This window comes from Methylococcus sp. EFPC2 (assembly GCF_016925495.1).
Classification (GTDB): Bacteria; Pseudomonadota; Gammaproteobacteria; order Methylococcales; family Methylococcaceae; genus EFPC2.
This window is the reverse complement of sequence record NZ_CP070491.1, coordinates 2,949,777-2,972,192: the sequence shown is the minus strand read 5'-3', so window position 1 is coordinate 2,972,192 and position 22,416 is coordinate 2,949,777. Positions and strand designations below refer to the sequence as shown.

The 22,416-nt window shown below is 59.8% G+C and carries 22 protein-coding genes; 16 read left to right on the top strand and 6 right to left on the bottom strand.

The features are described from left to right. The first annotated feature begins 131 nt into the window (after positions 1 to 131). From JWZ97_RS12685 to glmS, 16 genes are all read left to right on the top strand, one after another. Positions 132 to 713, top strand: a complete 582-nt coding sequence (locus JWZ97_RS12685; RefSeq protein ID WP_205429757.1) for a MarR family winged helix-turn-helix transcriptional regulator — start codon at positions 132 to 134, stop codon at positions 711 to 713. Between the two features lie 130 nt (positions 714 to 843). Next, complete coding sequence (gene mnmG / locus JWZ97_RS12680; protein ID WP_205429756.1) at positions 844 to 2,718, top strand: tRNA uridine-5-carboxymethylaminomethyl(34) synthesis enzyme MnmG; 1,875 nt, start codon at positions 844 to 846, stop codon at positions 2,716 to 2,718. A gap of 4 nt (positions 2,719 to 2,722) precedes the next feature. Next, on the top strand, positions 2,723 to 3,346 hold the full coding sequence (gene rsmG, locus JWZ97_RS12675; RefSeq protein ID WP_240342338.1) for a 16S rRNA (guanine(527)-N(7))-methyltransferase RsmG: 624 nt from the start codon (positions 2,723 to 2,725) through the stop codon (positions 3,344 to 3,346). A 2-nt stretch (positions 3,347 to 3,348) separates the two neighbouring features. Beyond that, positions 3,349 to 4,131 (top strand): ParA family protein, encoded by a 783-nt coding sequence (locus JWZ97_RS12670; protein WP_205429754.1) that lies wholly within the window; start codon positions 3,349 to 3,351, stop codon positions 4,129 to 4,131. Between the two features lie 17 nt (positions 4,132 to 4,148). Beyond that, positions 4,149 to 5,006, top strand: a complete 858-nt coding sequence (locus JWZ97_RS12665) for a ParB/RepB/Spo0J family partition protein (RefSeq protein WP_205429752.1) — start codon at positions 4,149 to 4,151, stop codon at positions 5,004 to 5,006. A 247-nt stretch (positions 5,007 to 5,253) separates the two neighbouring features. Further along, positions 5,254 to 5,577, top strand: coding sequence for an ATP synthase subunit I (locus JWZ97_RS12660; RefSeq protein ID WP_205429750.1), 324 nt, complete (start codon positions 5,254 to 5,256; stop codon positions 5,575 to 5,577). Positions 5,578 to 5,597: 20 nt separating this feature from the next. Beyond that, positions 5,598 to 6,380: a F0F1 ATP synthase subunit A gene (gene atpB, locus JWZ97_RS12655; protein ID WP_205429742.1), complete on the top strand. Its 783-nt coding sequence runs from the start codon at positions 5,598 to 5,600 to the stop codon at positions 6,378 to 6,380. A gap of 43 nt (positions 6,381 to 6,423) precedes the next feature. After that, positions 6,424 to 6,669 (top strand): F0F1 ATP synthase subunit C, encoded by a 246-nt coding sequence (gene atpE / locus JWZ97_RS12650; RefSeq protein WP_205429740.1) that lies wholly within the window; start codon positions 6,424 to 6,426, stop codon positions 6,667 to 6,669. A gap of 49 nt (positions 6,670 to 6,718) precedes the next feature. Then, complete coding sequence (locus tag JWZ97_RS12645; RefSeq protein WP_205429734.1) at positions 6,719 to 7,201, top strand: F0F1 ATP synthase subunit B; 483 nt, start codon at positions 6,719 to 6,721, stop codon at positions 7,199 to 7,201. After that, positions 7,198 to 7,734 carry a F0F1 ATP synthase subunit delta gene (locus JWZ97_RS12640; RefSeq protein WP_205429733.1) on the top strand — a complete coding sequence of 179 codons (537 nt, stop codon included), beginning with the start codon at positions 7,198 to 7,200 and terminating at the stop codon, positions 7,732 to 7,734. Before JWZ97_RS12645 ends, JWZ97_RS12640 begins: the two co-directional genes overlap by 4 nt. A 12-nt stretch (positions 7,735 to 7,746) precedes the next feature. After that, on the top strand, positions 7,747 to 9,291 hold the full coding sequence (gene atpA / locus JWZ97_RS12635; protein WP_256438485.1) for a F0F1 ATP synthase subunit alpha: 1,545 nt from the start codon (positions 7,747 to 7,749) through the stop codon (positions 9,289 to 9,291). Positions 9,292 to 9,302: 11 nt separating this feature from the next. Further along, a complete protein-coding gene (gene atpG / locus JWZ97_RS12630) occupies positions 9,303 to 10,166 on the top strand; it encodes a F0F1 ATP synthase subunit gamma (RefSeq protein ID WP_205429731.1) in 864 nt (287 codons plus the stop codon). Between the two features lie 40 nt (positions 10,167 to 10,206). Beyond that, positions 10,207 to 11,589: a F0F1 ATP synthase subunit beta gene (atpD, locus tag JWZ97_RS12625; RefSeq protein ID WP_205429730.1), complete on the top strand. Its 1,383-nt coding sequence runs from the start codon at positions 10,207 to 10,209 to the stop codon at positions 11,587 to 11,589. A 21-nt stretch (positions 11,590 to 11,610) separates the two neighbouring features. Next, a complete protein-coding gene (locus JWZ97_RS12620; protein WP_205429729.1) occupies positions 11,611 to 12,030 on the top strand; it encodes a F0F1 ATP synthase subunit epsilon in 420 nt (139 codons plus the stop codon). A gap of 207 nt (positions 12,031 to 12,237) precedes the next feature. Next, positions 12,238 to 13,608 carry a bifunctional UDP-N-acetylglucosamine diphosphorylase/glucosamine-1-phosphate N-acetyltransferase GlmU gene (glmU, locus tag JWZ97_RS12615; RefSeq protein ID WP_205429727.1) on the top strand — a complete coding sequence of 457 codons (1,371 nt, stop codon included), beginning with the start codon at positions 12,238 to 12,240 and terminating at the stop codon, positions 13,606 to 13,608. A gap of 2 nt (positions 13,609 to 13,610) precedes the next feature. Next, a complete protein-coding gene (glmS, locus tag JWZ97_RS12610; RefSeq protein ID WP_205429726.1) occupies positions 13,611 to 15,443 on the top strand; it encodes a glutamine--fructose-6-phosphate transaminase (isomerizing) in 1,833 nt (610 codons plus the stop codon). Positions 15,444 to 16,852: 1,409 nt separating this feature from the next. Here the strand turns inward: glmS and prlC are convergent. From prlC to purD, 6 genes are all read right to left on the bottom strand, one after another. Then, positions 16,853 to 18,892 carry an oligopeptidase A gene (prlC, locus tag JWZ97_RS12605; protein ID WP_205429724.1) on the bottom strand — a complete coding sequence of 680 codons (2,040 nt, stop codon included), beginning with the start codon at positions 18,890 to 18,892 and terminating at the stop codon, positions 16,853 to 16,855. A 175-nt stretch (positions 18,893 to 19,067) separates the two neighbouring features. Beyond that, positions 19,068 to 19,574, bottom strand: coding sequence for an Hsp20/alpha crystallin family protein (locus JWZ97_RS12600; protein WP_205429722.1), 507 nt, complete (start codon positions 19,572 to 19,574; stop codon positions 19,068 to 19,070). 74 nt (positions 19,575 to 19,648) lie between these two features. After that, the gene (locus JWZ97_RS12595; protein WP_205429721.1) at positions 19,649 to 20,200 is read right to left on the bottom strand and encodes an NUDIX domain-containing protein; all 552 of its coding nucleotides are present in this window, start codon (positions 20,198 to 20,200) and stop codon (positions 19,649 to 19,651) included. Further along, the gene (locus JWZ97_RS12590) at positions 20,197 to 20,382 is read right to left on the bottom strand and encodes a hypothetical protein (RefSeq protein ID WP_205429719.1); all 186 of its coding nucleotides are present in this window, start codon (positions 20,380 to 20,382) and stop codon (positions 20,197 to 20,199) included. The genes JWZ97_RS12595 and JWZ97_RS12590 overlap by 4 nt, the downstream gene beginning before the upstream one ends. After that, positions 20,375 to 20,992 (bottom strand): alpha-ketoglutarate-dependent dioxygenase AlkB, encoded by a 618-nt coding sequence (locus tag JWZ97_RS12585; protein ID WP_240342337.1) that lies wholly within the window; start codon positions 20,990 to 20,992, stop codon positions 20,375 to 20,377. The genes JWZ97_RS12590 and JWZ97_RS12585 overlap by 8 nt, the downstream gene beginning before the upstream one ends. Beyond that, positions 20,989 to 22,275 carry a phosphoribosylamine--glycine ligase gene (gene purD, locus JWZ97_RS12580; RefSeq protein ID WP_205429718.1) on the bottom strand — a complete coding sequence of 429 codons (1,287 nt, stop codon included), beginning with the start codon at positions 22,273 to 22,275 and terminating at the stop codon, positions 20,989 to 20,991. Before purD ends, JWZ97_RS12585 begins: the two co-directional genes overlap by 4 nt. Between the last annotated feature and the right edge of the window lie 141 nt (positions 22,276 to 22,416).

Sequence of the window (22,416 nt, the reverse complement as noted above, 5' to 3'; positions counted from 1 at the left end):
ACGCCCGTCACTCCCCGTCATATTGAGGAGGTGAAGCGGAAGGATATTATAGTATCGCGGCGATACGAGGTTAGCTTATAGGGGCTGTCGCCCGATTGTCAAATTTATATCGTTTCGATACCATCATTTTCATGCTAAGCGAACCGATTTACGAATATCTGGAGCGTATCGCCAATCTGTTGCGGACCGATACCCGCAAGCTGAGCGTGGGTCGGGGGCTGCAGCCCGTGCAACTGGAAGCCTTGCGCTACCTAAGCCATTGCAACCGCTACAGCAATACACCGGCGGCGGTGACCGACTATTTGGGCTTGACCAAAGGCACGGTGTCGCAAACCTTGGGCGTGCTGGAAATGGCCGGTTTGGTGGAAAAGCGGCCGGATCTCAAAGACCGGCGGGTCATCCATCTGGTGTTGACGGAGGCGGGCAGGCAGGCCGTGAGGGACTTTTTCCCCCCAGGCAACCTGGAAAGCGCGGTCGAGATCATGTCCGCCGAAGAGCGGGCGTCGGCGGTTGCCGCGCTGGATTCCCTGCTGCAGGCTTTGCAGAAATCGAATCAGCTCAAGACTTTCGGCGTTTGCAAGACTTGCCGGTACCACAAGATCGAGGAGGACGACGCCCGGCGCTGTACCTTGACGGGCGAGCAGCTGCAGGGCGAGGACATCGATTCGATTTGCCGCGAACATCAACCCCCTTCCAGCGCCGCCGCTTCCTGACGCTGCCGCCTGACCCGCCGACGGGTTTGGTGTAATATGCGTGCCCACTACATTACGGCTGGTCCCCGTTTCCCTGCGGGCTGTCGACCGTAGTCCCTTCCGTGCCCTTCGTTCTAAACGCCTTGGTTTCATGCAATATCCCAACGAATTTGACGTGATCGTGGTCGGCGGCGGGCACGCCGGGACGGAGGCCGCCTTGGCTTCCGCGCGCACGGGCGCGGTGACTCTGCTGCTGACGCAAAATGTCGAAACCCTGGGGCAGATGAGCTGCAATCCCGCCATCGGCGGCATAGGCAAGGGGCATCTGGTCAAGGAAATCGATGCGCTGGGCGGTCTGATGGCGAGGGCCATCGATCAGGCCGGCATCCAGTTCCGCATCCTGAATGCCAGCAAGGGACCGGCGGTGCGGGCGACGCGGGCGCAGGCCGACCGGCAGATCTACAAGGCGGTGGTGCGCCGGGCGCTGGAGACTCAGCCCAATCTGTGGCTGTTCCAGCAGACCGTGTCCGACCTGATCGTGGAAAACGGCCGGGCCGTCGGCGTGGTGACCCAGATGGGGCTGAGCTTCCGTGCGCGTTCCGTCGTGCTGACCGTAGGCACCTTCCTGGCCGGGCGCATCCATATCGGCCTGGAGAATTACGAAGGTGGCCGCGCCGGCGATGCGCCTTCCAATGCGTTGGCCCGACGTTTGCGCGAACTGCCATTCACGGTTTCCCGGTTGAAGACGGGCACGCCGCCGCGCATAGACCGCCGCAGCATCGATTTCTCGGTGATGCAGGAACAGGCGGGCGATACGCCGACGCCGGTGTTTTCCTTCCTGGGCCGGCGCGAGGATCATCCGCCGCAGATCTCCTGCTATATCACGCGGACCAGCACGCGGACGCATGAAATCATCCGTGGCGGACTGGATCGTTCGCCCATGTATGCGGGCGTGATCGAAGGCGTTGGGCCGCGTTATTGTCCCTCGATCGAAGACAAGGTCGTGCGTTTCGCGGACAAGGACTCGCACCAGATTTTCGTCGAGCCCGAAGGGCTGGATTGCCGGGAAGTCTATCCGAACGGCATTTCCACCAGCCTGCCGTTCGACGTGCAGTTGGCGCTGGTCCGGTCTATCAGGGGCTTCGAGAACGCGCACATCACCCGTCCCGGCTATGCCATCGAATACGACTTCTTCGACCCGCGCGGGCTCAAGTCCACGCTGGAAACCAAGCATGTCGAGCACCTGTTTTTCGCCGGCCAGATCAACGGCACCACGGGTTACGAAGAGGCGGCGGCTCAGGGCTTGATCGCCGGCTTGAACGCCGCCCGCAAGGCGCGGGAGCTTGAGGTATGGTCGCCGGGCCGGGACGAAGCCTATATCGGCGTGATGATCGACGATCTCATCACCCGCGGAACGGCCGAGCCTTACCGCATGTTCACCAGCCGGGCCGAATACCGTTTGTTGCTGCGCGAGGACAATGCCGACCTCAGGCTCACCGCACAGGGCCGCGACCTGGGACTGGTGGATGATGTGCGCTGGCAGGCCTTCGAGGCCAAACGCGAGGCGATCGCCCAGCTCAGGGAAGAGCTTGCGACGCGTTGGATCAAGCCGGGTTCGGCCGAGGTCGAGCGATACGGCGAGGTTTTGAGTTCCCCGCTGGTGCGCGAAGCCAGTGCGCTGGATTTGCTGCGCCGCCCCGAGGTGATCCTGGCGGATCTGGCTCCCCTGGTCCTCGATGAAGGTTCGTCCATCGATGCCGCGGTGGCCGAGCAGGTCGAAATCCAGGCCAAATATGCCGGCTACATCGACCGTCAGCAGGCGGACATCGAGCGTGCGCGCCGCCACGATCACTGGCGTCTGCCGGAGTCTTTCGATTATGCCAACGTCGTCGGGTTGTCCAACGAGGTGCGGGAAAAACTGCGCCGCCAGCAACCGGAGACCATAGGGCAGGCCTCCCGTCTACCCGGCATCACGCCGGCAGCCATTTCATTGCTGTTGGTTCACTTGAAAAAATTAAGCGTTTGAGCCGGTGAGTACCGTCGAAGAACTGCTGAGCGAGGGCCTCGCCGCCTTGGGTCTGCCCGCCGATTCGATCCGGCAAGCGCGCTTGCTGGAATTCCTGAACCTGATGGGCAAGTGGAACCGCATCTACAACCTGACCGCCATCGCCTCACCGCAAGACCGGGTGCGTCTGCACCTGTTGGACAGCTTGGCCATCTTGCCGCATCTGCAGGGCGAGCGGGTGCTGGACGTGGGAACGGGCGCCGGGTTGCCCGGCATTCCGCTGGCGATCTACTCGCCGACACATCGTTTTACGCTGCTGGACAGCAACTCCAAGAAGACCCGCTTCGTCCAGCAGGCCGCCATCGAACTGGGCTTGCGCAACGTGCAAGTGGTGCATAGCCGTATCGAGCAGTTCCGCGACGCGGAGGGCTACGATGTGGTCTTGGCGCGTGCTTATGCCAGTCTGGCTGACATCGTCAGACAGACCGGCTCCTTGCTGAAGCCCGGTGGGACCATCCTCGCGCAGAAGGGCAAACTGCCCGCAAGCGAGATCGCCGAGTTGACGGGCTGGGACGTGGAAGGACAGGCGCTCGCGGTGCCCGGCGTGGAGGCCGAACGCCATCTCATCAAAATCAGAAATCGGGGATAGCCATGGCTAAAATCATTGCGGTGGCCAATCAGAAGGGGGGCGTGGGCAAGACCACCACCAGCGTCAACCTGGCGGCATCGCTCGCCTCGACGCAACGGCGCGTGCTGCTGGTGGACATCGATCCGCAGGGCAATGCCACCATGGGCTGCGGCGTGGACAAAAAAAACGTGCGGCACACCGTCTACGACGTCCTGCTCGGATTGTCCGCCATCCGCGAGGCGGTCGTCGAGCTCACCACCCTCGGCCTGCATTTGTTGCCCGGCAACGCCGACCTGACCGCCGCCCAGGTGGAACTGCTGCAGAAGGCCGATCGTGAGCGCATACTCGCGACGGCCTTGCGGGACTGCCGCGACCGTTACGATTACATCCTCATCGACTGCCCGCCGTCTTTAAACATGCTGACCGTCAACGCACTGGTGGCGGCGGACAGCGTGTTGATCCCCATGCAGTGCGAGTATTACGCGCTGGAAGGCCTGTCCGACCTGATGGACACCTTGCGCAACATCCGCGATACGGTGAACCCCAGGCTGGGCATCGAAGGCCTGCTGCGCACCATGTATGACGCGCGCAGCCGGCTTGCGGGGGAAGTGTCCGGCCAGTTGCAGGAACATTTCGGCGACAAGGTGCTGCGCACCATCGTGCCCCGCAACATCCGCCTGGCCGAGGCGCCCAGTCACGGCCTGCCGGTCATCCATTACGACAAATCCTCCCGCGGCGCGGTGGCCTATCTGGCGCTGGCGGGAGAGATCGTCCGGCGCAACGAGAACGGCGCTCGACCCGATTGAAACTCTGGGAATGCATCATGAGCGTTAAGAAAAGAGGGCTGGGGCGCGGACTCGACGCCTTGCTCGGTACCACACGCACCGACGTCATCGGAGGCAGCGACAAGTTGCGCACGCTGCCCGTCGAGTTCCTGAAGAGCGGGCGATTCCAGCCGCGCAAGGACTTCGATCCCGCCGGCCTGCAGGAGCTGGCCGACTCCATCAGCGCGCAGGGCGTGGTGCAACCCATCGTCGTGCGCGCAAGCGTCGATCCCGATCGGTATGAAATCATCGCCGGCGAACGCCGCTGGCGGGCCGCGCAACTGGCGGGATTGCACGAGATACCGGCCGTGGTTCGCGAAGTTACCGATCAGGCGGCATTGGCGATCGCGTTGATCGAAAACATCCAGCGCGAAGACCTCAATCCTTTGGAGGAAGCAGAGGCGTTGCGCCGCTTGCTGGAGGAGTTCTCCATGACGCATCAGCAGGTGGCCGATGCGGTGGGCAAGTCGCGCGCCACGGTGACCAATCTGCTGCGTCTGAACGAACTGAATCCCGATGCGAAGGCCTACCTGCAAAGCGGCGCCATCGAGATGGGGCACGCGCGTGCCATCCTGGGCGTCGCTTACGACAAGCAGGGCGAAATCGCCGGCAAGGTCGCGGAAAAACAACTGACCGTGCGGGAAACCGAAAGTCTGATACGCAAGCTCAACGAGGCGCCCGGTGAGGCCCAGCTTGTTCCGCGGCAGGACCCGGACATCGAGCGCCTGGTCGAGCGCATGACCCAGACCCTGGGCGTCAGGGTGGAAATCAAGCACGGCAAAAAAGGGGTCGGCAAACTGATCATCAACTATGACAATCTCGACCAGTTGGATGGCGTATTGAAGCGCCTGGAATGAGGAGAGACGGGTTTCGGCCGAGCAGGAAAGAGTTCATTTTCGATTGCCGTCTTTTGCGTCCGATTAGAAACGGAGCTCTTTATAATCAGGGGTTTGGATTGAGGATTTTGGGGGCCGGGCCGGCTCGCGCACTCCGTCGCGTCGTTGATGTTTGCCGACCCGGTTGGTATGATGCCGCGCGTTTTGTGGGGGGGAACGGCGATTGAGTGGGGTCCGCCTGTATGGCGTGGTCAGGCGTTTGCTGGGGTTGCAGCTCTTGCTGGCTTTGGCTGTAGCCGTCGTCGCCTGGATGCTCGGCGGCGGGACGAGCGCACTGTCCGCCCTGCTGGGATCGCTGGTTGCGTTTCTGCCCAATTTATATTTCGCCATCGCATTCGGGCGTAAAGATCCAACCAAGACGGCGCGGCAAGTCGTAAGGGCTTTTTATCTGGGTGAGGCGGCCAAGCTGGCCGGCACCGCGCTGCTGTTTGTATTGATTTTTCAGTTGCCGGGCTTGGCTTACCCGGCATTGTTCGCTGGCTTCGTTTCAGTGATCGCGGTTTTCTGGCTCGCGCTTTTGTTAAAGAATTAAACGAACTACGGATTGAGACTATGGCAACCGAAGCAGTACACGGCTCAGAAGGCGGTGCAACCGGATACATCATCCACCACCTGACTACCTTGTCGGCCGGTGAGGGATTCTGGACGTTTCATCTGGATACTCTTTTCTTTTCCGCGTTTCTCGGTTTCGTCTTCATCTTCCTTTTCAAAAAGGCCGCCGAAAGTGCGACCAGCGGCGTGCCCGGGAATCTGCAGAACTTCGCGGAGATGATCGTCGAGTTTGTCGATACCCAGGTCAAAGACAGCTTTCATGGGCGCAATGCGCTGATCGCGCCCTTGGCGCTGAGCATTTTCTGTTGGGTGTTTTTGATGAACACCATGGATTTGCTGCCGGTCGATTTGCTGCCGATGATCGCGGGCTTGTTCGGTATCGAGTATTTGCGCGTGGTGCCGAGTACCGATCTCAACGCCACTTTCGCCATGTCCATCTCGGTCTTCTTCCTGATCATCTTCTACAGCATCAAGGTCAAGGGACCTGTCGGCTTCGCCAAAGAAATGCTGCTGACGCCGTTCGGTGTGTGGATGATCCCGTTCAATCTGCTGTTGAAACTGGTTGAGGAAGTGGCCAAGCCCATTTCTCTCGGTCTTCGACTCTTCGGCAACATGTATGCAGGTGAGTTGATATTCATATTGATCGCCCTGTTGCCCTGGTGGATACAGCCGGCGCTGAGTTTGCCCTGGGCGATCTTCCATATCCTGATCATCACGCTGCAAGCTTTCATATTCATGGTGTTGACCATCGTTTATCTGAGCCTGGCTCACGAAGATCACTAAAGCTTTTTTCAACGCAACATCCCACTTTAAATTCGGAGGAACTATGGAAACTGTATACGGTTTGACTGCTATCGCTGTTGGTCTGATTCTCGGCTTGGGCGCTTTGGGTACCGCAATCGGGTTCGGTTTGCTGGGTGGCAAATTCCTGGAAGGCGCTGCGCGTCAGCCGGAACTGGTTCCCCTGCTACAGGTAAAAATGTTCATCGTGGCAGGTCTGCTGGACGCCGTAACCATGATCGGCGTCGGTCTCGCTCTGTTCTTCACCTTCGCCAACCCGTTCGTTAAGTAAGCGGTTCGGACGATACCGTTCCCTATCTTTAAAGAATGAGGTAAGCGCCGTGAGTATTAATGCCAGCATTATCGGGCAGATCATCACCTTCGCGCTTCTGGTGTGGTTCACCATGAAGTACGTTTGGCCGCCCTTGTTACAGGCGCTCGAAGAGCGCAAGAAAAAGATCGCCGAAGGGTTGGCCGCAGCCGATAAAGGCAAGCATGAGCTCGAGCTTGCGGATAAGAAGGCTAAATCCGTACTGAAAGATGCCAAGGACCAGGCATCCGAGATCGTGAACCTGGCTCAAAAACGCGCCAATGAATTGGCCGAGGAGTCCAAGCTGGCGGCCAAGCAGGAGGGCGAGCGCATCGTTCATGCGGCCAAGTCGGAGATCGATCGCGAGGTTCAACAGGCCCAGGAGAAATTGCGTCAGCAAGTCGCTTCCCTGGCGCTGTCCGCTGCGGAGCAGATACTCAAGAAGGAAGTCGATCAGGGTAAGCACAAGGAAATCATCGATAACCTAGGCAAGCAGTTGGGTCAGGCGCAATGAGCGAAGTAGCGACCCTGGCAAGGCCTTACGCGGTCGCCGCGTACAAGAGGGCACGTGAGACCGGGACGGCCGAGCAATGGTCGACCGCTCTTGGGCTCCTGGCGCAGGTTATCGCAGAGCCCCGCATCGCGGCGGCAGCGAGCAACCCGAAAGCCAAAAAGGAACAGTTCGTCGAGGCCGTGCTGGACTTGTGCGGCGGGCATCTGGACGACGAAGCCCGCAGCTTCGTTCGTATCCTGGTCGCCAACCGCCGTATCGGTCTGGCCGGCGCGATTCGGGATCAGTTCGAACAGTACAAGGCGCAGGATGAGGGTTACGTCGACGTTCGCGTCGCGACAGCCTATCCGCTGGAAGAAGAAGAACACAAACAGTTGGCCGAAGTACTTAAAAAGAACTTGGGTAGAGAGCCGCGGCTCGATGTGCACGTCGATGAGTCCTTGATCGGCGGCGTGCTGATCAAGGCCGGCGACCGGGTCATCGACGCCAGTGTGCGTGGGCAGCTTCAGCGATTGGCAAAGAGACTCTACAACTAGAGCGAGAAAAGAATCATGCAATTGAACCCCTCTGAAATTAGCGACCTCATCAAAAGCAAGATCGAAAAATTCGATCTGGGTGTTGAGTCGCGCACCGAAGGAACGGTCGTCAGTCTGACCGATGGTATCGTCCGTGTGCACGGCCTGAGCGACGTCATGCAAGGTGAAATGCTGGAATTTCCCGGCAATACCTACGGCATGGCGCTCAACCTGGAACGGGATTCCGTCGGCGCCGTAGTGCTGGGCTCCTACGATCACCTGGCCGAAGGCGACAGCGTCAAGTGTACCGGCCGCATTCTGGAAGTACCGGTAGGCGAGGCCTTGTTGGGCCGCGTCGTGGACGCCTTGGGCAATCCGATCGACGGCAAGGGGCCTCTGAATACGAGCGAGCGCTCGCCGATCGAAAAGATCGCACCGGGCGTCATCAGTCGTCAATCCGTCAGCCAACCGCTGCAGACCGGCTTGAAGGCGATCGATTCCATGATCCCCGTCGGCCGCGGCCAGCGCGAACTGATCATCGGCGACCGCCAGACCGGCAAGACCGCGATCGCCATCGACACGATCATCAATCAGAAAGGCACCGGGGTTAAGTGCATCTACGTCGCCATCGGCCAGAAGCAGTCCTCCATCGCCAACGTCGTCCGTAAACTGGAAGAACACGGCGCTCTGGCCCACACGATCATCGTGGTGGCCTCCGCATCCGAGTCGGCCGCGCTGCAATTCATCGCGCCGTATTCCGGCTGCTCCATGGGCGAATATTTCCGCGACCGCGGCGAAGACGCCCTGATCATCTATGACGACTTGACCAAGCAGGCTTGGGCCTACCGCCAGGTTTCCCTGCTGCTGCGCCGTCCGCCGGGCCGCGAAGCGTATCCGGGTGACGTGTTCTACCTGCATTCCCGCTTGCTGGAACGTGCCTCCCGCATCAATGCCGAAGAAGTCGAGAAACTGACCGGCGGCAAGGTGAAAGGCAAGACCGGCTCCCTGACCGCGTTGCCCATCATCGAAACTCAGGCCGGCGACGTTTCCGCGTTCGTTCCGACCAACGTGATCTCCATCACCGACGGCCAGATCTTCCTGGAAACCAATCTGTTCAACTCCGGCATCCGTCCGGCGGTGAACGCCGGCTTGTCGGTTTCCCGCGTAGGCGGCGCCGCGCAGACCAAGATCATCAAGAAGCTCGGCGGCGGTATTCGTCTCGACTTGGCTCAGTATCGCGAATTGGCGGCATTCGCCCAGTTCGCCTCCGATCTGGACGAAAGCACCCGCAAGCAGATCGAGCGTGGCCAGCGCGTGACCGAGCTGATGAAGCAGAACCAGTACGCGCCGATGAGCGTCGCGCAGATGGGCGTTTCCATCTATGCGGCGAATGAAGGCCATCTGGACGATGTTGAAGTCAGCAAGGTGCGCGATTTCGAAGATGCTCTGCAGAGCTATTTAAAGTCCGAGCACGCCGATTTGCTGGACAAGATCAATGCGAGCGGTGATTACAACGACGAAATCCAGTCGGCTATCGACGCGGCGATCAAGAAATTCAAAGCAACGCACGCCTGGTAAGGGGTACGTAAATGGCCGTAGGTAAAGAAATCCGCGTAAAGATCGCGAGTATCAAGAATACTCAGAAGATCACGCGCGCCATGGAAAAAGTCGCTACCAGCAAGATGCGGAAGACTCAGCTCCGCATGCAGGCCACCCGACCCTATTCCAAGAAGATCGCTCAGATCATCAAGCATCTGGCTCATGCCAAGCCTGAATACACGCATCCGTTCACCGTGGAAAGGGAAGTCAAGCGCGTGGGCGTGGTGTTGATTTCGTCCGATCGCGGTTTGTGCGGAGGTCTGAATTCGAACTTGTTCCGTCAGGCCCTGAAAAAGTTTCGCGCCTGGCAGGACGAGAAGATCGACCTGCGGATGGTTACCATCGGCCAGAAGGGCAGCGTATTTTTCAACGGGATCGGCGTCGACGTACTCGCCCAGGCCACGAAGCTCGGCGATACCCCGCACTTGCAGGACATCATCGGCGTGATCAAGGTCATGCTGGACGAGTACAGCAAAGGCGAGATCGATGCGCTTTACGTGTTCTACAACGAGTTTGTGAACACCATGACGCAGAAGCCCAAGCTGGAACAACTCCTTCCGATACGGGTGGAAGAGTTTGCCGAAGAGTTGAAGGGCCATTGGGATTATTTGTACGAGCCCGACGCGAAAGAAGTGCTGGACGATTTGCTGGTGCGCTACATCGAGTCCATCGTCTTCCAGGGTCTGGTCGAGAACAACGCATGCGAACAGGCGGCCCGCATGGTCGCGATGAAAAGCGCTTCGGACAATGCCGGCAAGCTCATCAACGAGCTGCAGCTGATCTACAACAAGGCGCGCCAGGCGGCGATCACGCAGGAAATTTCCGAAATCGTTGGCGGCGCGGCGGCGGTTTAAGCGGTTCGAATAGAGCTTTAAATAATTAAGAGGTCGAAACATGAGTTCTGGCAAAATCGTTCAGATTATCGGCGCGGTGGTCGACGTGGAGTTTCCCCGTGAGACGCTGCCCAAAATTTACGATGCCTTGAGGGTCGAGAGCGTCAATCTGACCCTGGAAGTACAGCAGCAGTTGGGTGATGGCGTGGTCAGAACCATCGCCATGGGCAGCACCGACGGCCTGCAGCGCGGTCTGGACGTGATCAACACGGGAGCCGCGATTTCCGTGCCCGTGGGCAAGGAAACGCTGGGCCGCATCATGAACGTGCTGGGTGATCCCATCGACGAGAAAGGTCCGATCGGCGAACAACAGCGTTGGGGCATCCATCGTAAGGCGCCGAGCTTCGACGACCAGGCGGCTACCAACGAACTGCTGGAAACCGGTATCAAGGTCATCGACCTGGTATGCCCGTTCGCGAAGGGCGGCAAGGTCGGCTTGTTCGGCGGCGCCGGTGTGGGCAAGACCGTCAACATGATGGAGTTGATCCGCAACATCGCGATCGAGCACAGCGGTTATTCGGTATTCGCCGGCGTCGGCGAGCGTACCCGCGAAGGCAACGACTTCTACCATGAAATGAAGGACTCCAACGTTCTGGACAAGGTGTCCCTGGTTTACGGCCAGATGAACGAGCCGCCGGGCAACCGTCTGCGTGTCGCGTTGACCGGCCTGACCATGGCCGAGTTCTTCCGTGAAGAAGGCCGTGACGTGCTGTTGTTCATCGACAACATCTACCGCTACACCCTGGCCGGCACCGAGGTGTCCGCGCTGCTGGGCCGCATGCCGTCGGCGGTGGGCTATCAGCCGAACCTGGCCGAGGAAATGGGCGTTCTGCAGGAGCGCATCACCTCCACGAAGACTGGCTCCATCACGTCGATCCAGGCCGTTTACGTTCCGGCCGACGACTTGACCGACCCCTCTCCGGCGACGACCTTCGCGCACTTGGACGCGACCGTCGTATTGTCACGTCAGATCGCCGAGCTGGGCATCTATCCGGCCGTCGATCCGCTGGATTCCACCAGCCGTCAGCTGGACCCGCTGGTCATCGGTCAGGATCATTACAACGTGACCCGCAAGGTGCAGGGTACTTTGCAGCGCTACAAGGAATTGCGCGACATCATCGCGATTCTGGGCATGGACGAGCTGTCCGAGGAAGACAAGCAGGTCGTATCCCGCGCACGCAAGATCCAGCGCTTCCTGTCCCAGCCGTTCTTCGTGGCGGAAGTGTTTACGGGTTCTCCCGGCAAGTACGTGTCGCTCAAGGACACCATTGCAGGCTTCAAGGGCATCGTCGAAGGCGAATACGACGATATTCCCGAACAGGCGTTCTACATGGTGGGAACCATCGACGAGGCTTTGGAAAAAGCCAAACGCTTGGCGGCCTGAACCAACTAAGAGGGCCGAACCATGGCTATGACCATCCATGTAGACATCGTGAGCGCGGAGGAAGCGATTTACTCCGGCTTGGCGGAGTTGGTGATCGTTCCTGCCGCGGAGGGCGACGTCGGCATCGCGGCGCGTCACGCGCCGCTGCTCACCCGCCTCAAGCCGGGGGAAGTCCGCGTCAAGGTGGATAACAAGGAAACCCTGCCGTTCTATGTGTCCGGCGGCATTCTGGAGGTGCAGCCTCATGTGGTGTCGGTGTTGGCGGACAAGGCGATACGTGCCAAGGACATCGACGAAGCGGCCGCTCAGGAGGCCAAGCGGCGTGCCGAGGAAGCCTTGACCGACAAATCGGGCAAGCGCGATCTGGCCAAGGTGCAGTTGGAGCTGACCGAGGCGCTTGAGCAACTCAAAACCCTGGAGCGCTGGCGTAAAAACCGCTAGGAAGTTTCCTGCAGTACAAAACCCGGTAGTTGTGGAACTATAATTTCCGCGACTACCGGGTTTTTTTGTTTGCGCGCTTTTCTCCAGGCGCCGCTGTATGCTCCCGGCTTAATTCGTCATTCGCCTCGGTCCCACCATATCGGGTTTCCGGCATGATCGCCGTCCCGAGGCGGACATCGTATTCATTAATAGCATCCACTTATCATCATGCAATTACAGACGATCATACTGGCCGCCGGCCAGGGAACACGTATGCGTTCGGCGACACCGAAGGTCCTGCATAAAATCGGCGGCACACCGCTCTTGGAGCATGTGTACCGTCTGGCCCGTCAGCTTGGCGGGCAGGAGATCAACGTAGTGTACGGCCATGGCGGCGAGCAGGTTCTCAGCGCCTTATCGGATTTGCAGGTCCGCTGGACGGAGCAAACAGAACGGTTGGGTACCGGTCATGCCGTCATGCAGGTGGCCGATCGGATCAGTGATGCGAATAAGGTGCTCATACTGTACGGCGACGTGCCTCTGCTGAGGCTGAAAACGGTGCAGAAGCTGATACAGCATGTCGGTCCGCAAAGTTTGGGGCTATTGACCATCAGGCTGGACAATCCCAGCGGTTACGGGCGTATCGTGCGCGACTCACAAGGCAAAGTCGTGCGCATCGTGGAGGAAAAGGACGCCAGTAATGAACAGCGCGCTATCGGTGAGGTCAACACCGGTATATTGGCGGTGCCCGGCGCTAAGCTCAAGGAATGGCTGGGGCGTTTAAACAACGATAATGCGCAGGGCGAGTACTACCTCACCGACATCATCGCCTTGGCGGTCGAAGACGGATTCTATGTCGATACCACCCAGCCGGACGAGGAAAGTGAAGTATTGGGCATCAACAACCGGGCGCAACTTGCCCAACTCGAACGCCTCTATCAGTTGCGGCATGCCGAAGATTTAATGGATAAGGGGGTCACGCTGCGTGATCCGGCGCGTTTCGATTTGCGCGGAGACATCGAAGCGCTGGGCCAGGATGTCGAAATCGACGTCAATGTGGTGCTGCAGGGGCGCATCCGCCTGGGAAACCGGGTCAAAATCGGTCCTAACGTCTTGATTTCGGATAGCGAAATCGGGGACGGGGTGGAAATTCTGGCCAACAGCGTGATTGAAAATGCGCAAATCGGTGCCGGTGGCCGTATCGGTCCATTCGCGCGCATACGTCCGGAAAGCGTACTCGCCGAGGACGTGCATATCGGCAACTTCGTGGAGATCAAGAAAACCACGGTGGGCCAGGGTTCCAAGATCAACCATTTGAGTTATGTCGGTGATGCCCGGGTGGGCGCCGGCGTAAACATCGGCGCCGGCACCATTACCTGCAATTACGATGGCGCCAACAAGCACCTCACGGTCATTGAAGATGGCGCGTTCATCGGCTCGGATACTCAGTTGGTTGCACCGGTTACGGTGGGGCGCAACGCTACTTTGGGCGCCGGCACTACGCTGACCAAGGATGCCCCGGCGGATACATTAACGCTGAGCCGCGCCAAGCAAGCAAGCATTTCGGGATGGCAGCGTCCCGTCAAGAAGAGGACTTAAACATGTGTGGAATCGTCGGAGGGGTGGCTCATCGGGTGGTCACGCCCATATTGGTGGAAGGCCTGCGCAGATTGGAATACCGTGGCTACGATTCGGCCGGGGTTGCGGTGTTGGACGACGAAGGTCAGCTGCAACGCGCCCGTCGGGTTGGGAAAATCAGGGAGTTGCAGAGTTTTCTCGATAGCTGCCCAGTCGCCGGCAAGCTGGGGATCGCTCATACGCGCTGGGCTACCCATGGGGTTCCCTCGGAACGCAACGCCCATCCCCATCTCTCGCGGGAAACCGTCGCGGTGGTCCATAACGGCATCATCGAGAACCACGAAGCGCTGCGCGTCGAACTGCAGGCTAAAGGGTATGAGTTCCACTCGGAAACCGATACCGAAGTCGTCGTTCACAAGATCCATGACCTGCTCGATCAAGGCTTGGATCTATTGAATGCGGTGCGGCAAACCACGGAGATATTGGAGGGAGCGTACGCGATCGGGGTCATCAGCGCGCAGGAACCGCATCGGCTCATCGGTGCCCGCCATGGCAGTCCCCTGGTGGTGGGTTTGGGCGAAAGCGAAAACTTCATCGCTTCCGATGTGTTCGCGTTGGTCGGTGAGACTCAACGTTTCCTGTTTCTGGAAGACGGCGATATCGCCGATCTGAGCACGGACGCGGTGACGGTTTACGATCGCAAGGGTAACCAGGTGGAGCGGCCCGTCCATGAAACCAAGTTGGCCGCCGATGCCGTAGAGCGCGGCGAGTATCGCCACTACATGCAGAAGGAGATACACGAGCAGCCCGTCGCAATCGAAAAGACCCTGGATGGCCGCATCCATGGCGGCAAGGTCCTCGAAGCGGCATTCGGTCCGCATGCGGAAGCGGCGCTGAAAAATATACGCGCCGTACAAATCGTTGCCTGCGGGACCAGTTACCACGCGGGTCTGGTGGGGCGGTATTGGCTGGAATCGATTGCCGGCCTGCCCTGTGACGTGGAGGTGGCCAGCGAATTCCGTTACCGACCACATGTCGTTCAGCCTGGAACGCTGTTCGTCACGATCTCCCAATCGGGTGAAACGGCAGACACCCTGGCCGCGCTCAAGGAGGCCAAGCGCTTGGGGTATGCGCATACTCTGGCGATATGCAACGTACCGGAAAGCTCCATCGTGCGCGAGTCCGAATCCACGTTGATGACGCGAGCGGGCCCGGAGATCGGCGTGGCCTCGACCAAGGCTTTCACCACGCAGCTTACTGCATTGTTGTTATTGGTCGTCGTCCTGGGGCGTCACAACGGCCTGTCGACAACCGAAGAAGCGCGTATCGTGCGCGAGTTGGAGGATTTGCCTGGTCAGATCAAGCGCGCGCTCCTGCTGGAAGAGGAGATCGAGAAGTGGGCTGAGCGATTCGGGGACAAGGAGCATGCGCTTTACCTCGGTCGTGGGGCCCAATATCCGGTTGCAATGGAAGGCGCGCTCAAACTCAAGGAGATTTCCTATATCCATGCCGAAGCTTATCCGGCCGGCGAACTCAAGCATGGGCCGCTGGCACTGATCGATGAAGAAATGCCGGTGATCGCCGTGGCGCCCAACAACGAATTGCTGGAAAAGCTGAAGTCCAATCTTCAGGAGGTTCAGGCCCGTGGCGGGCAGCTTTATGTATTCGCTGATGCCCGCGCGGCGATGACGAGTGTGCCCAATGTAAATGTGTTGCGGGTGTCCGAGGCCGACGAAGTCGTAGCACCCATCGTGTACACCATCCCGCTGCAAATCCTCGCTTATCATGTCGCCCTGATCAGGGGAACGGATGTGGATCAGCCCCGAAACTTGGCGAAATCCGTCACGGTCGAATGATGCTTCGAGTCGACGGCCGCCCGCCGCGGCCTAGGGTGTTGGTCCGGAATGCGGGTGGCATGCTCGGAGTCCCTATTGCATTTTGTGCGATTCTTATTTATAAAAACGCTGTGCTCTAGGGCACTCTCAAAATAATTAAGTATTTTCCAATGTGAAATTGAGGAGGAATTATGAAAAAGCTCGTACTGTGCGTTATCAGTGTTGCCCTGCTGTCTGTAGCCATGGTTGGTTGCGGTAACTCCCCCGACGGCGACAAGCAGAAGGTAAGTGCCCCCGTTCAGCTGGGCTAATCAGTCTCAGCGTTGGGCCAAGGCGATAACAACACTGGCCGGATGACTTTCGGCACTGCATAGGAAGGCTCATAAAGAAGCCGCCGAGCCTTGGACTCCATTTTCACGCATGCCCGGTAGCGGTGTCCGCTACCGGGCATTTTTTGTTGAGGCATGGATATCGGCCTCTCCTTTTTCGTCAGCCGATCGGTCGGCATCGGTTCGTTGCCACGTTGCTCTTCCTCTGCGTCCATGACTGCCGGCGGCGGTCGCCCCGCCCGTCTAGACAAGCGATATCGGCCCTGGTTGCGCCGAGTCGGTACTCGACGGAGTACATCTGGACGTGCTCCATACGGTCGGCCGAATTGGCCAGCCCACAAATGCGCCTGCTCGAGCGGATGAGGGCGCTTGTTGGTCCGAGGGCTTGAGAAGCACGGTGCGCACCTTGAATTCAGTGAAAGGTGGCAGGAGACCGGCTCGTCGGTCCGGGCCAAGGTGCCATCCGAGCCGATTGCGCCGTCAATAGACCTTGGACGATCTTTTTCCGGGGTGGGCCGTTTTTCGAGCCACCCTTGACAGCGCAAGCCCACGCGGTAAGATAGGCTTGGTATAGTAGAGGGGGATTTGGACCTTCGCTACGTTACTAAAACCTTTCAATAAATAACGTTAAGGTAGGTTACGAAATGGGAGCAATTCTCGATTTGGTTGAAAAAATGAGATCCCCGACGGGTATCGTTGTTACCATCGCAATCATCGCCGTTGGTGTATTCTTCATTCGTTGGGTATTCAAGGACGAAGAGCCGAAGTAAGCTCCACGATGTGGCAAGCATAAGCGGAATAATCGCCAAGTGCCCTTGTCTCTTATACTTGCCACACACCTTGGTTTATTGGAAGGCGCGCGCGACACCTCCAGCCTTGTTATAAGCCGCTCGTAAACCTCCCCCTTCGCGCAGACCATTCTTGCTTCGCCTCTTGGACTTCAGGTCTATTAGGCCGTCTATCGTTTCCGTTGTCCTGGATTTGGCCGTAGCGGGTCGATTCTCCATAGTGCGTTCTGAAAAGCGCGACAGCCCGAGTCTCTGAACTCAGGCTGCTGTTTCACCGCCTACGGGCGGACGCTCATTGCGCCCAACTTCCCGCTCATGCGGCGATGCCGCTGTGGCGGAGTAGCGCGTCTATCTGCGGCTCCCTGCCGCGAAAATCGGTGAACGACTCTAGCGCCTCCCGGCTTCCGCCTCGTTCCAGTATTTTCTCCAGGAATGCGCGTCCCGTTTCCGGGTCGAATATGCCTTGTTCCTCGAATAGGGCGAAAGCATCGCTGGAGAGTACTTCTGCCCATTTGTAGCTGTAGTAGCCCGCCGCGTATCCACCGGCGAAGATGTGGGAAAAGCTGTGCGGGAAACGGTTGAAGGCCGGAGGAATGAACACCGCGGTCTGCGCACGAACATCCTCGAGAATTTGATAAACGCGTCCCCCCAATGACGGGGCATACTCCTTGTGGATGCGAAAGTCGAAGAGGCTGAATTCCAGTTGTCGGACCATCTGCATGCCGGACTGGAAGTTGCGGGCGGCGATCATCTTGTCGAATAAGGCTTGCGGCAAGGGGTCTCCGGTCTGGTAGTGACCGGCGATGAGATCCAGGGCCTCGCGTTCCCAGCAAAAGTTTTCCATGAATTGGCTGGGCAGCTCGACCGCGTCCCATTCCACGCCATGGATGCCGGATACGCCGAGATGATCCACCTTGGTCAGCATGTGGTGCAGGCCATGTCCGAATTCGTGGAATAAGGTCAACACCTCATCGTGGCGAAGCAGAACGGGGTCCGTGCCGGCCGGCGGGGTAAAGTTGCAGATCAGATAGGCGACCGGCGACTGCACGGAGGTGCTCAGACGCCGGCGCGGGATGCATTCGTCCATCCAGGCTCCGCCGCGCTTGTTGGGGCGGGCGTAGAGGTCCAGATAGAAAGAACCGCGTAACTCGCCGTCGCGGTCGCGAATTTCGTAATAGCGCACATCGGGATGCCAGACATCGACGTCTTTCAGTTCGCGAATCTTGAGCCCGTACAAGCGGTCGACCACGGCGAACATGCCGGCGACCACCCGATTAGCCGGAAAGTAGGGCTTGAGTTCTTCTTCCGACAAGGCGTAAGCGTGTTCGCGCAGCTTTTCCGAGTAATAGCCCAAATCCCAGGACTCCAGCTGGTCCAGGCCATGCTGCTCGCGAGCAAAAGCGCGCAGTTCTTCCAGATCGCGGCGGGCGACTGGCAGCGAGCGCCGTGCGAGATCTTCCAGGAACGCCGTGACTTCGACGGTATTCCGGGCCATCTTGGTGGCCAGCGACAGCTCGGCATAATTGGCGTATCCCAGTAACCGGGCTTCTTCGTGGCGCAGGGCGAGTATGCGCTCCATCAGCGGACCGTTGTCCCATTGGCCGGCCTTGGGCCCCAGTTCCGAGGCACGGGTCGCATAGGCGGAATAAAACTCACGCCGCAGCTCGCGGTCGTCGGCGTAGTTGATGATCGCGTAGTAGGACGGAAATTCCAGTGTGAATATCCATCCGCTCTTGCCCTGCCGCTCGGCGGTCTGGCGGGCGACCGCCCGCGCCGACTCGGGGATGCCCGCCAACTGGGCCTCGTCCTCGATGTGTTTGGTCCAGGCTTGGGTGGCATCGAGCAGATTATCCTGAAACTGGCTGGTGAGCCGGGACAATTCCTGGGCGATTTCTTTGTAGCGGGCTTTCTGTTCCGCCGGCAGGTCGACGCCGGACAGACGGAAATCCCGCAGCGCGTTTTCCACGATCTTGCGTTGCGCTTCCTCCAGTGTCGTGAACTCCGGACTCTCGGCAAGTTGGCGGTAGCCCTGGCAGAGGGCTGCATTCTGGCCGACTTCCGTCGAGTAGTCGCTGATCAAAGGCAAGCAAGCGTTATAGGCTTCGCGCAGGGCATCGCTGTTGACAACGGCGTTCAGATGTCCCACCGAGCCCCAGGTCCGGCTCAGCCGATCGTCCAAGTCTTCCATAGGGGCGGCGAGATTATCCCATCGGTACTCGTTGCCTTCTTGTAGGAGTGCGGCGATGGCTTGTCGATTCTCGTCGAGTATCCGGCGGATGGCGGGCTCGACGTGTTCGGGGCGGATGACGGAAAAGGGTGGGAGATCGTGTGGTTCGAGCAGGGGATTGGTCATGGTCGTTTTTGCGATGAGAGTATCAGTTAACCGGATTGGGCATGGGATACATGGGGCCGGCTGAGGAATAAAAAAGGCCGGAACCGGTCCGGCCTTTGAATGAGTCCGGCGGGACGGCTTGCGCTGTTGCCCGTCGGGCCGCGGTCGTTTCGAGCTTAGGGAGTTGCGTTGCTTCTCAATCGACCTTGATGGTCTGGCGCTGGGATGTAGTCGTCTTCGGTGCCACCAGCTCCAGTACGCCGTCTTTGAATGTGGCGGTCGTCTTGTCGCCTTCCACGGCGGCCGGCAATCTCACGGACCGCTGGATTTCGCCGCGGCTGATCTCCCGCCGGTGGTAATGGCCTTTTTCCTCCTCCCGCTCGGAATGCGTGCGGGCGCGCAGGGTCAGCACGTTATCGCTCAGCGAGACTTCCAGATCATCCTTTTTCACTCCTGGCAGTTCGGCCCGGACGACCACTTCGTTGGCCCGGTCTATGACGTCGATTTTGGGCGGTTTGGTGCCGAACGCAGGCTCCAGATCCGGCCAGCCGCGGCGGAAGAAGGGCTGTATCCAGCGGGGTGGCAGGAAGTCCTCGAACCACTGATCGAATTCGTCGAAGGGGCCGGGAACACGAGGCGGCGCGGAGGAGGGCGCCAGCAGATCTTGTTTCGGGGCGTTCTCTTTGCTTTCTTTCTTGGCCATGACTACCTCCTGTCTGCGTCTACAGCAGCGATGTGGAATGCTTATCGGGGGGCCGGGTCCCCGGCCCTACGCCATTATGTGGGCGCGATCGGTGAAAGCAAGAGCGGGAAGGCGTTCGAACGCAGCGTGCGCCAGATCAGGCGCAGGGAGGATGTGAGTGGCGCGTGTTCGTCGTCTACCCAATCATCCAGTTCGGCGGATGTAAGCCAAACGCCGGCTGCGATTTCGTCCGCGTTCGGAACGAGCGTGCTGTCGCAGCGCAGACGGTAAACCTGCACGAATTCGAAGCCGGTGTGCGCGTCGGCTTCGAGCTTGAACAGGTATTGCAGCCTATCTCCGGCGGCGAGGCCCAGTTCTTCCAGCAATTCCCGGCGGGCGCAGGCGTCGTAGGTTTCACCGTAATCCACATGACCGGCCGCGGAGCTGTCCCAGAGGCCGGGGTTGACGTCCTTGTTGGGCGAGCGTTTTTGCAGGAAGACCTGGTCGACCGCGTCGTAGACCAGGATATGCGCGGCGCGATGGCGCAGTCCCAGGCGATGGGCGTCGCCGCGTCGGCAATGGCCCAGCGGAGCATCGTTTTCGTCCACCAGCCAGAGCCGTTCTTGAGCGGTGGCGTCCTGGGTCATTTCAATTCGCTGCGAACGACGCCGCAGCGTTCGCAGCGGTAGATCGTGACCAGCCGGCCCTGCTTGACGTCGAAGCTTCGCTCCTTATCCACGCGCCATTTGTGGAAGCCGCTCTTGCACAGCGTCTTGCCGCGATGTTTCTCGGACGCCTTCGGTTTCTTGAAGGGAATGACTTCACCCATGCGGTTGCTCCTGATGGCGAGCGGCGAAAATGCGGCGGAAGGTGAGATTGATGCGCGGGCCGGTCGGATGGCGAGTCTTGGGCAGGCAATGTCGCCAGTGGTGCTGCAGGCTTCCTCCCATCAGCAGCAGGCTGCCGTTTTTCAGCCGGATTTCCAGGCGTTCGCCGTGGCGGTGGCGCAGTTGGAACACGCGCTCCGCGCCCAGGCTCAGGGATGCGATACGAGGACAGTCTCCCAGTTCCTTTTCGTTGTCGGCATGCCATCCCATGGAGTCGTTGCCGTCGCGATACAGGTTGCCGAGCACGCTGTTGAATGACCAACCGGAATAGCGCTCGATGGCCTGCTTCAATTCAAGCAGGGTGTCCGGCCAGGGCAGAGGGCTGTGATCGACGCCGGAATAGCGGTAGCTCGCTTCGGGATCGCCGTACCAGCACACCCGTCGGGGTACCGGGACGTGGCGGCCGGCGATGACGATTTCCTCCTCCCGCCAGACCAGCTCCCGGCTCAGCTGTTCGAACAGAGCCCCAGCCGCATCGGGTGGGACAAATCCAGGTTGGTAATACAGCTCGCCATCCCGTTCGGTCAGATTGGCGGGGTGCGGGGTGTTCAACGGCTGCTGCGGGCGATCGCCTTGTGGCCGATGTCGCGCCGGAAATAGATGCCCTGCCAACGGATGCTGTCGGCCAGGGCATAAGCTTTGTGCTGGGCTTCGGCGATGTCGTCGCCCAGGGCGCAGGCGCACAGCACCCGGCCTCCGGCGGTGACGACGTGTCCCCCCCGTTCGCTGGTGCCGGCATGAAACACCTTGGTATCGGCGCTTTCGGTCTCCGGCAAGCCTTCGATCACGTCGCCCCGGTGAAAGTCGAAAGGATAACCTCCGGCGGCCAGCACCACGCCCAGTGCGGGGCGCGGGTCCCACAGCGCTTGGGCTAGATCGAGCTTGCCGTCCAGGGCGAGTTCGCACAGTTCGACCAGATCGCTTTGCAGCCGCAGCATGATGGGCTGAGTCTCCGGGTCGCCGAAACGGCAATTGAACTCCAGCACCTTGGGGCTGCCATCCGGGGCGATCATGAGGCCGGCGTAGAGAAAGCCGGTGTACGGCTGGCCGTCGGCGGTCATGCCGCGCAAAGTGGGCTCGATGATCTCGCGCAGCACACGTTCATGTATCTCCGGGGTGACCACCGGTGCGGGTGAGTAGGCGCCCATGCCGCCGGTGTTGGGGCCCGCGTCGCCGTCGTCGCGGGCCTTATGGTCCTGCGAGGTGGCCATGGGCAGCGCATGCACGCCATCGGCCATGACGATGAAGCTTGCTTCTTCCCCCACCAGGAATTCTTCGATCACGACTCGGTGGCCGGCCGCTCCGTAGACATTGCCGGACAGCATGTCCTCCACGGCGGCGATGGCTTCGTCTTCGGTCTGGGCGATGATCACGCCTTTGCCCGACGCCAGGCCGTCGGCCTTGACTACCAGCGGCGCGCCGCGTTCGCGTATATAGGCCCATGCCTCGGTTTTTTGGGTAACCGTGCGGTAGGCCGCCGTGGGTATGCCGTGACGGGCGAGAAAATCCTTGCAGTAGGCCTTTGAGCCCTCCAGCTGCGCGGCCGCCTTGGTCGGGCCGAAGCAGCGCAGTCCGGCCGCGCGGAATTCGTCGACGATGCCGAGCACCAGGGCGGCTTCCGGTCCGACGATGGTCAGGCCGATGCCGTGTTCCTGGGCGAAGTAACGCAGGGCGATAATGTCGTCCGCGGCGATGGGCACGTTTTCGATACCCGGCTCCAGGGCGGTGCCGGCATTGCCGGGGGCCACGAATACTGTGCCTACGCGCTTGGATTGGGCGGCTTTCCAGGCGAGGGCGTGTTCGCGGCCGCCGCCGCCCACGATGAGTACGTTCATCCGAAAATTTCCTGATTCTGTCTTGAAAACGCCGGGATTATAAAGCCAGCGTCGGTCGTGAGACAGCGGCGAGCGGCAGCGTGGCCGTTTTCCGGCAATTGTCCTCATTTCCCGTATGGCATAAAGTATGCCGATAGTTTA

Excerpts from the sequence above, each read along its gene's own strand:
- JWZ97_RS12685 (WP_205429757.1), top strand. The coding sequence starts at position 132 with ATGCTAAGCGAACCGATTTACGAATATCTGGAGCGTATCGCCAATCTG.
- mnmG (WP_205429756.1), top strand. The coding sequence starts at position 844 with ATGCAATATCCCAACGAATTTGACGTGATCGTGGTCGGCGGCGGGCAC.
- JWZ97_RS12670 (WP_205429754.1), top strand. The coding sequence starts at position 3,349 with ATGGCTAAAATCATTGCGGTGGCCAATCAGAAGGGGGGCGTGGGCAAG.
- JWZ97_RS12665 (WP_205429752.1), top strand. The coding sequence starts at position 4,149 with ATGAGCGTTAAGAAAAGAGGGCTGGGGCGCGGACTCGACGCCTTGCTC.
- atpB (WP_205429742.1), top strand. The coding sequence starts at position 5,598 with ATGGCAACCGAAGCAGTACACGGCTCAGAAGGCGGTGCAACCGGATAC.
- atpE (WP_205429740.1), top strand. The coding sequence starts at position 6,424 with ATGGAAACTGTATACGGTTTGACTGCTATCGCTGTTGGTCTGATTCTC.
- JWZ97_RS12640 (WP_205429733.1), top strand. The coding sequence starts at position 7,198 with ATGAGCGAAGTAGCGACCCTGGCAAGGCCTTACGCGGTCGCCGCGTAC.
- atpG (WP_205429731.1), top strand. The coding sequence starts at position 9,303 with ATGGCCGTAGGTAAAGAAATCCGCGTAAAGATCGCGAGTATCAAGAAT.
- atpD (WP_205429730.1), top strand. The coding sequence starts at position 10,207 with ATGAGTTCTGGCAAAATCGTTCAGATTATCGGCGCGGTGGTCGACGTG.
- JWZ97_RS12620 (WP_205429729.1), top strand. The coding sequence starts at position 11,611 with ATGGCTATGACCATCCATGTAGACATCGTGAGCGCGGAGGAAGCGATT.
- glmU (WP_205429727.1), top strand. The coding sequence starts at position 12,238 with ATGCAATTACAGACGATCATACTGGCCGCCGGCCAGGGAACACGTATG.
- glmS (WP_205429726.1), top strand. The coding sequence starts at position 13,611 with ATGTGTGGAATCGTCGGAGGGGTGGCTCATCGGGTGGTCACGCCCATA.
- prlC (WP_205429724.1), bottom strand. The coding sequence starts at position 18,892 with ATGACCAATCCCCTGCTCGAACCACACGATCTCCCACCCTTTTCCGTC.
- JWZ97_RS12600 (WP_205429722.1), bottom strand. The coding sequence starts at position 19,574 with ATGGCCAAGAAAGAAAGCAAAGAGAACGCCCCGAAACAAGATCTGCTG.
- JWZ97_RS12595 (WP_205429721.1), bottom strand. The coding sequence starts at position 20,200 with ATGACCCAGGACGCCACCGCTCAAGAACGGCTCTGGCTGGTGGACGAA.
- JWZ97_RS12590 (WP_205429719.1), bottom strand. The coding sequence starts at position 20,382 with ATGGGTGAAGTCATTCCCTTCAAGAAACCGAAGGCGTCCGAGAAACAT.
- purD (WP_205429718.1), bottom strand. The coding sequence starts at position 22,275 with ATGAACGTACTCATCGTGGGCGGCGGCGGCCGCGAACACGCCCTCGCC.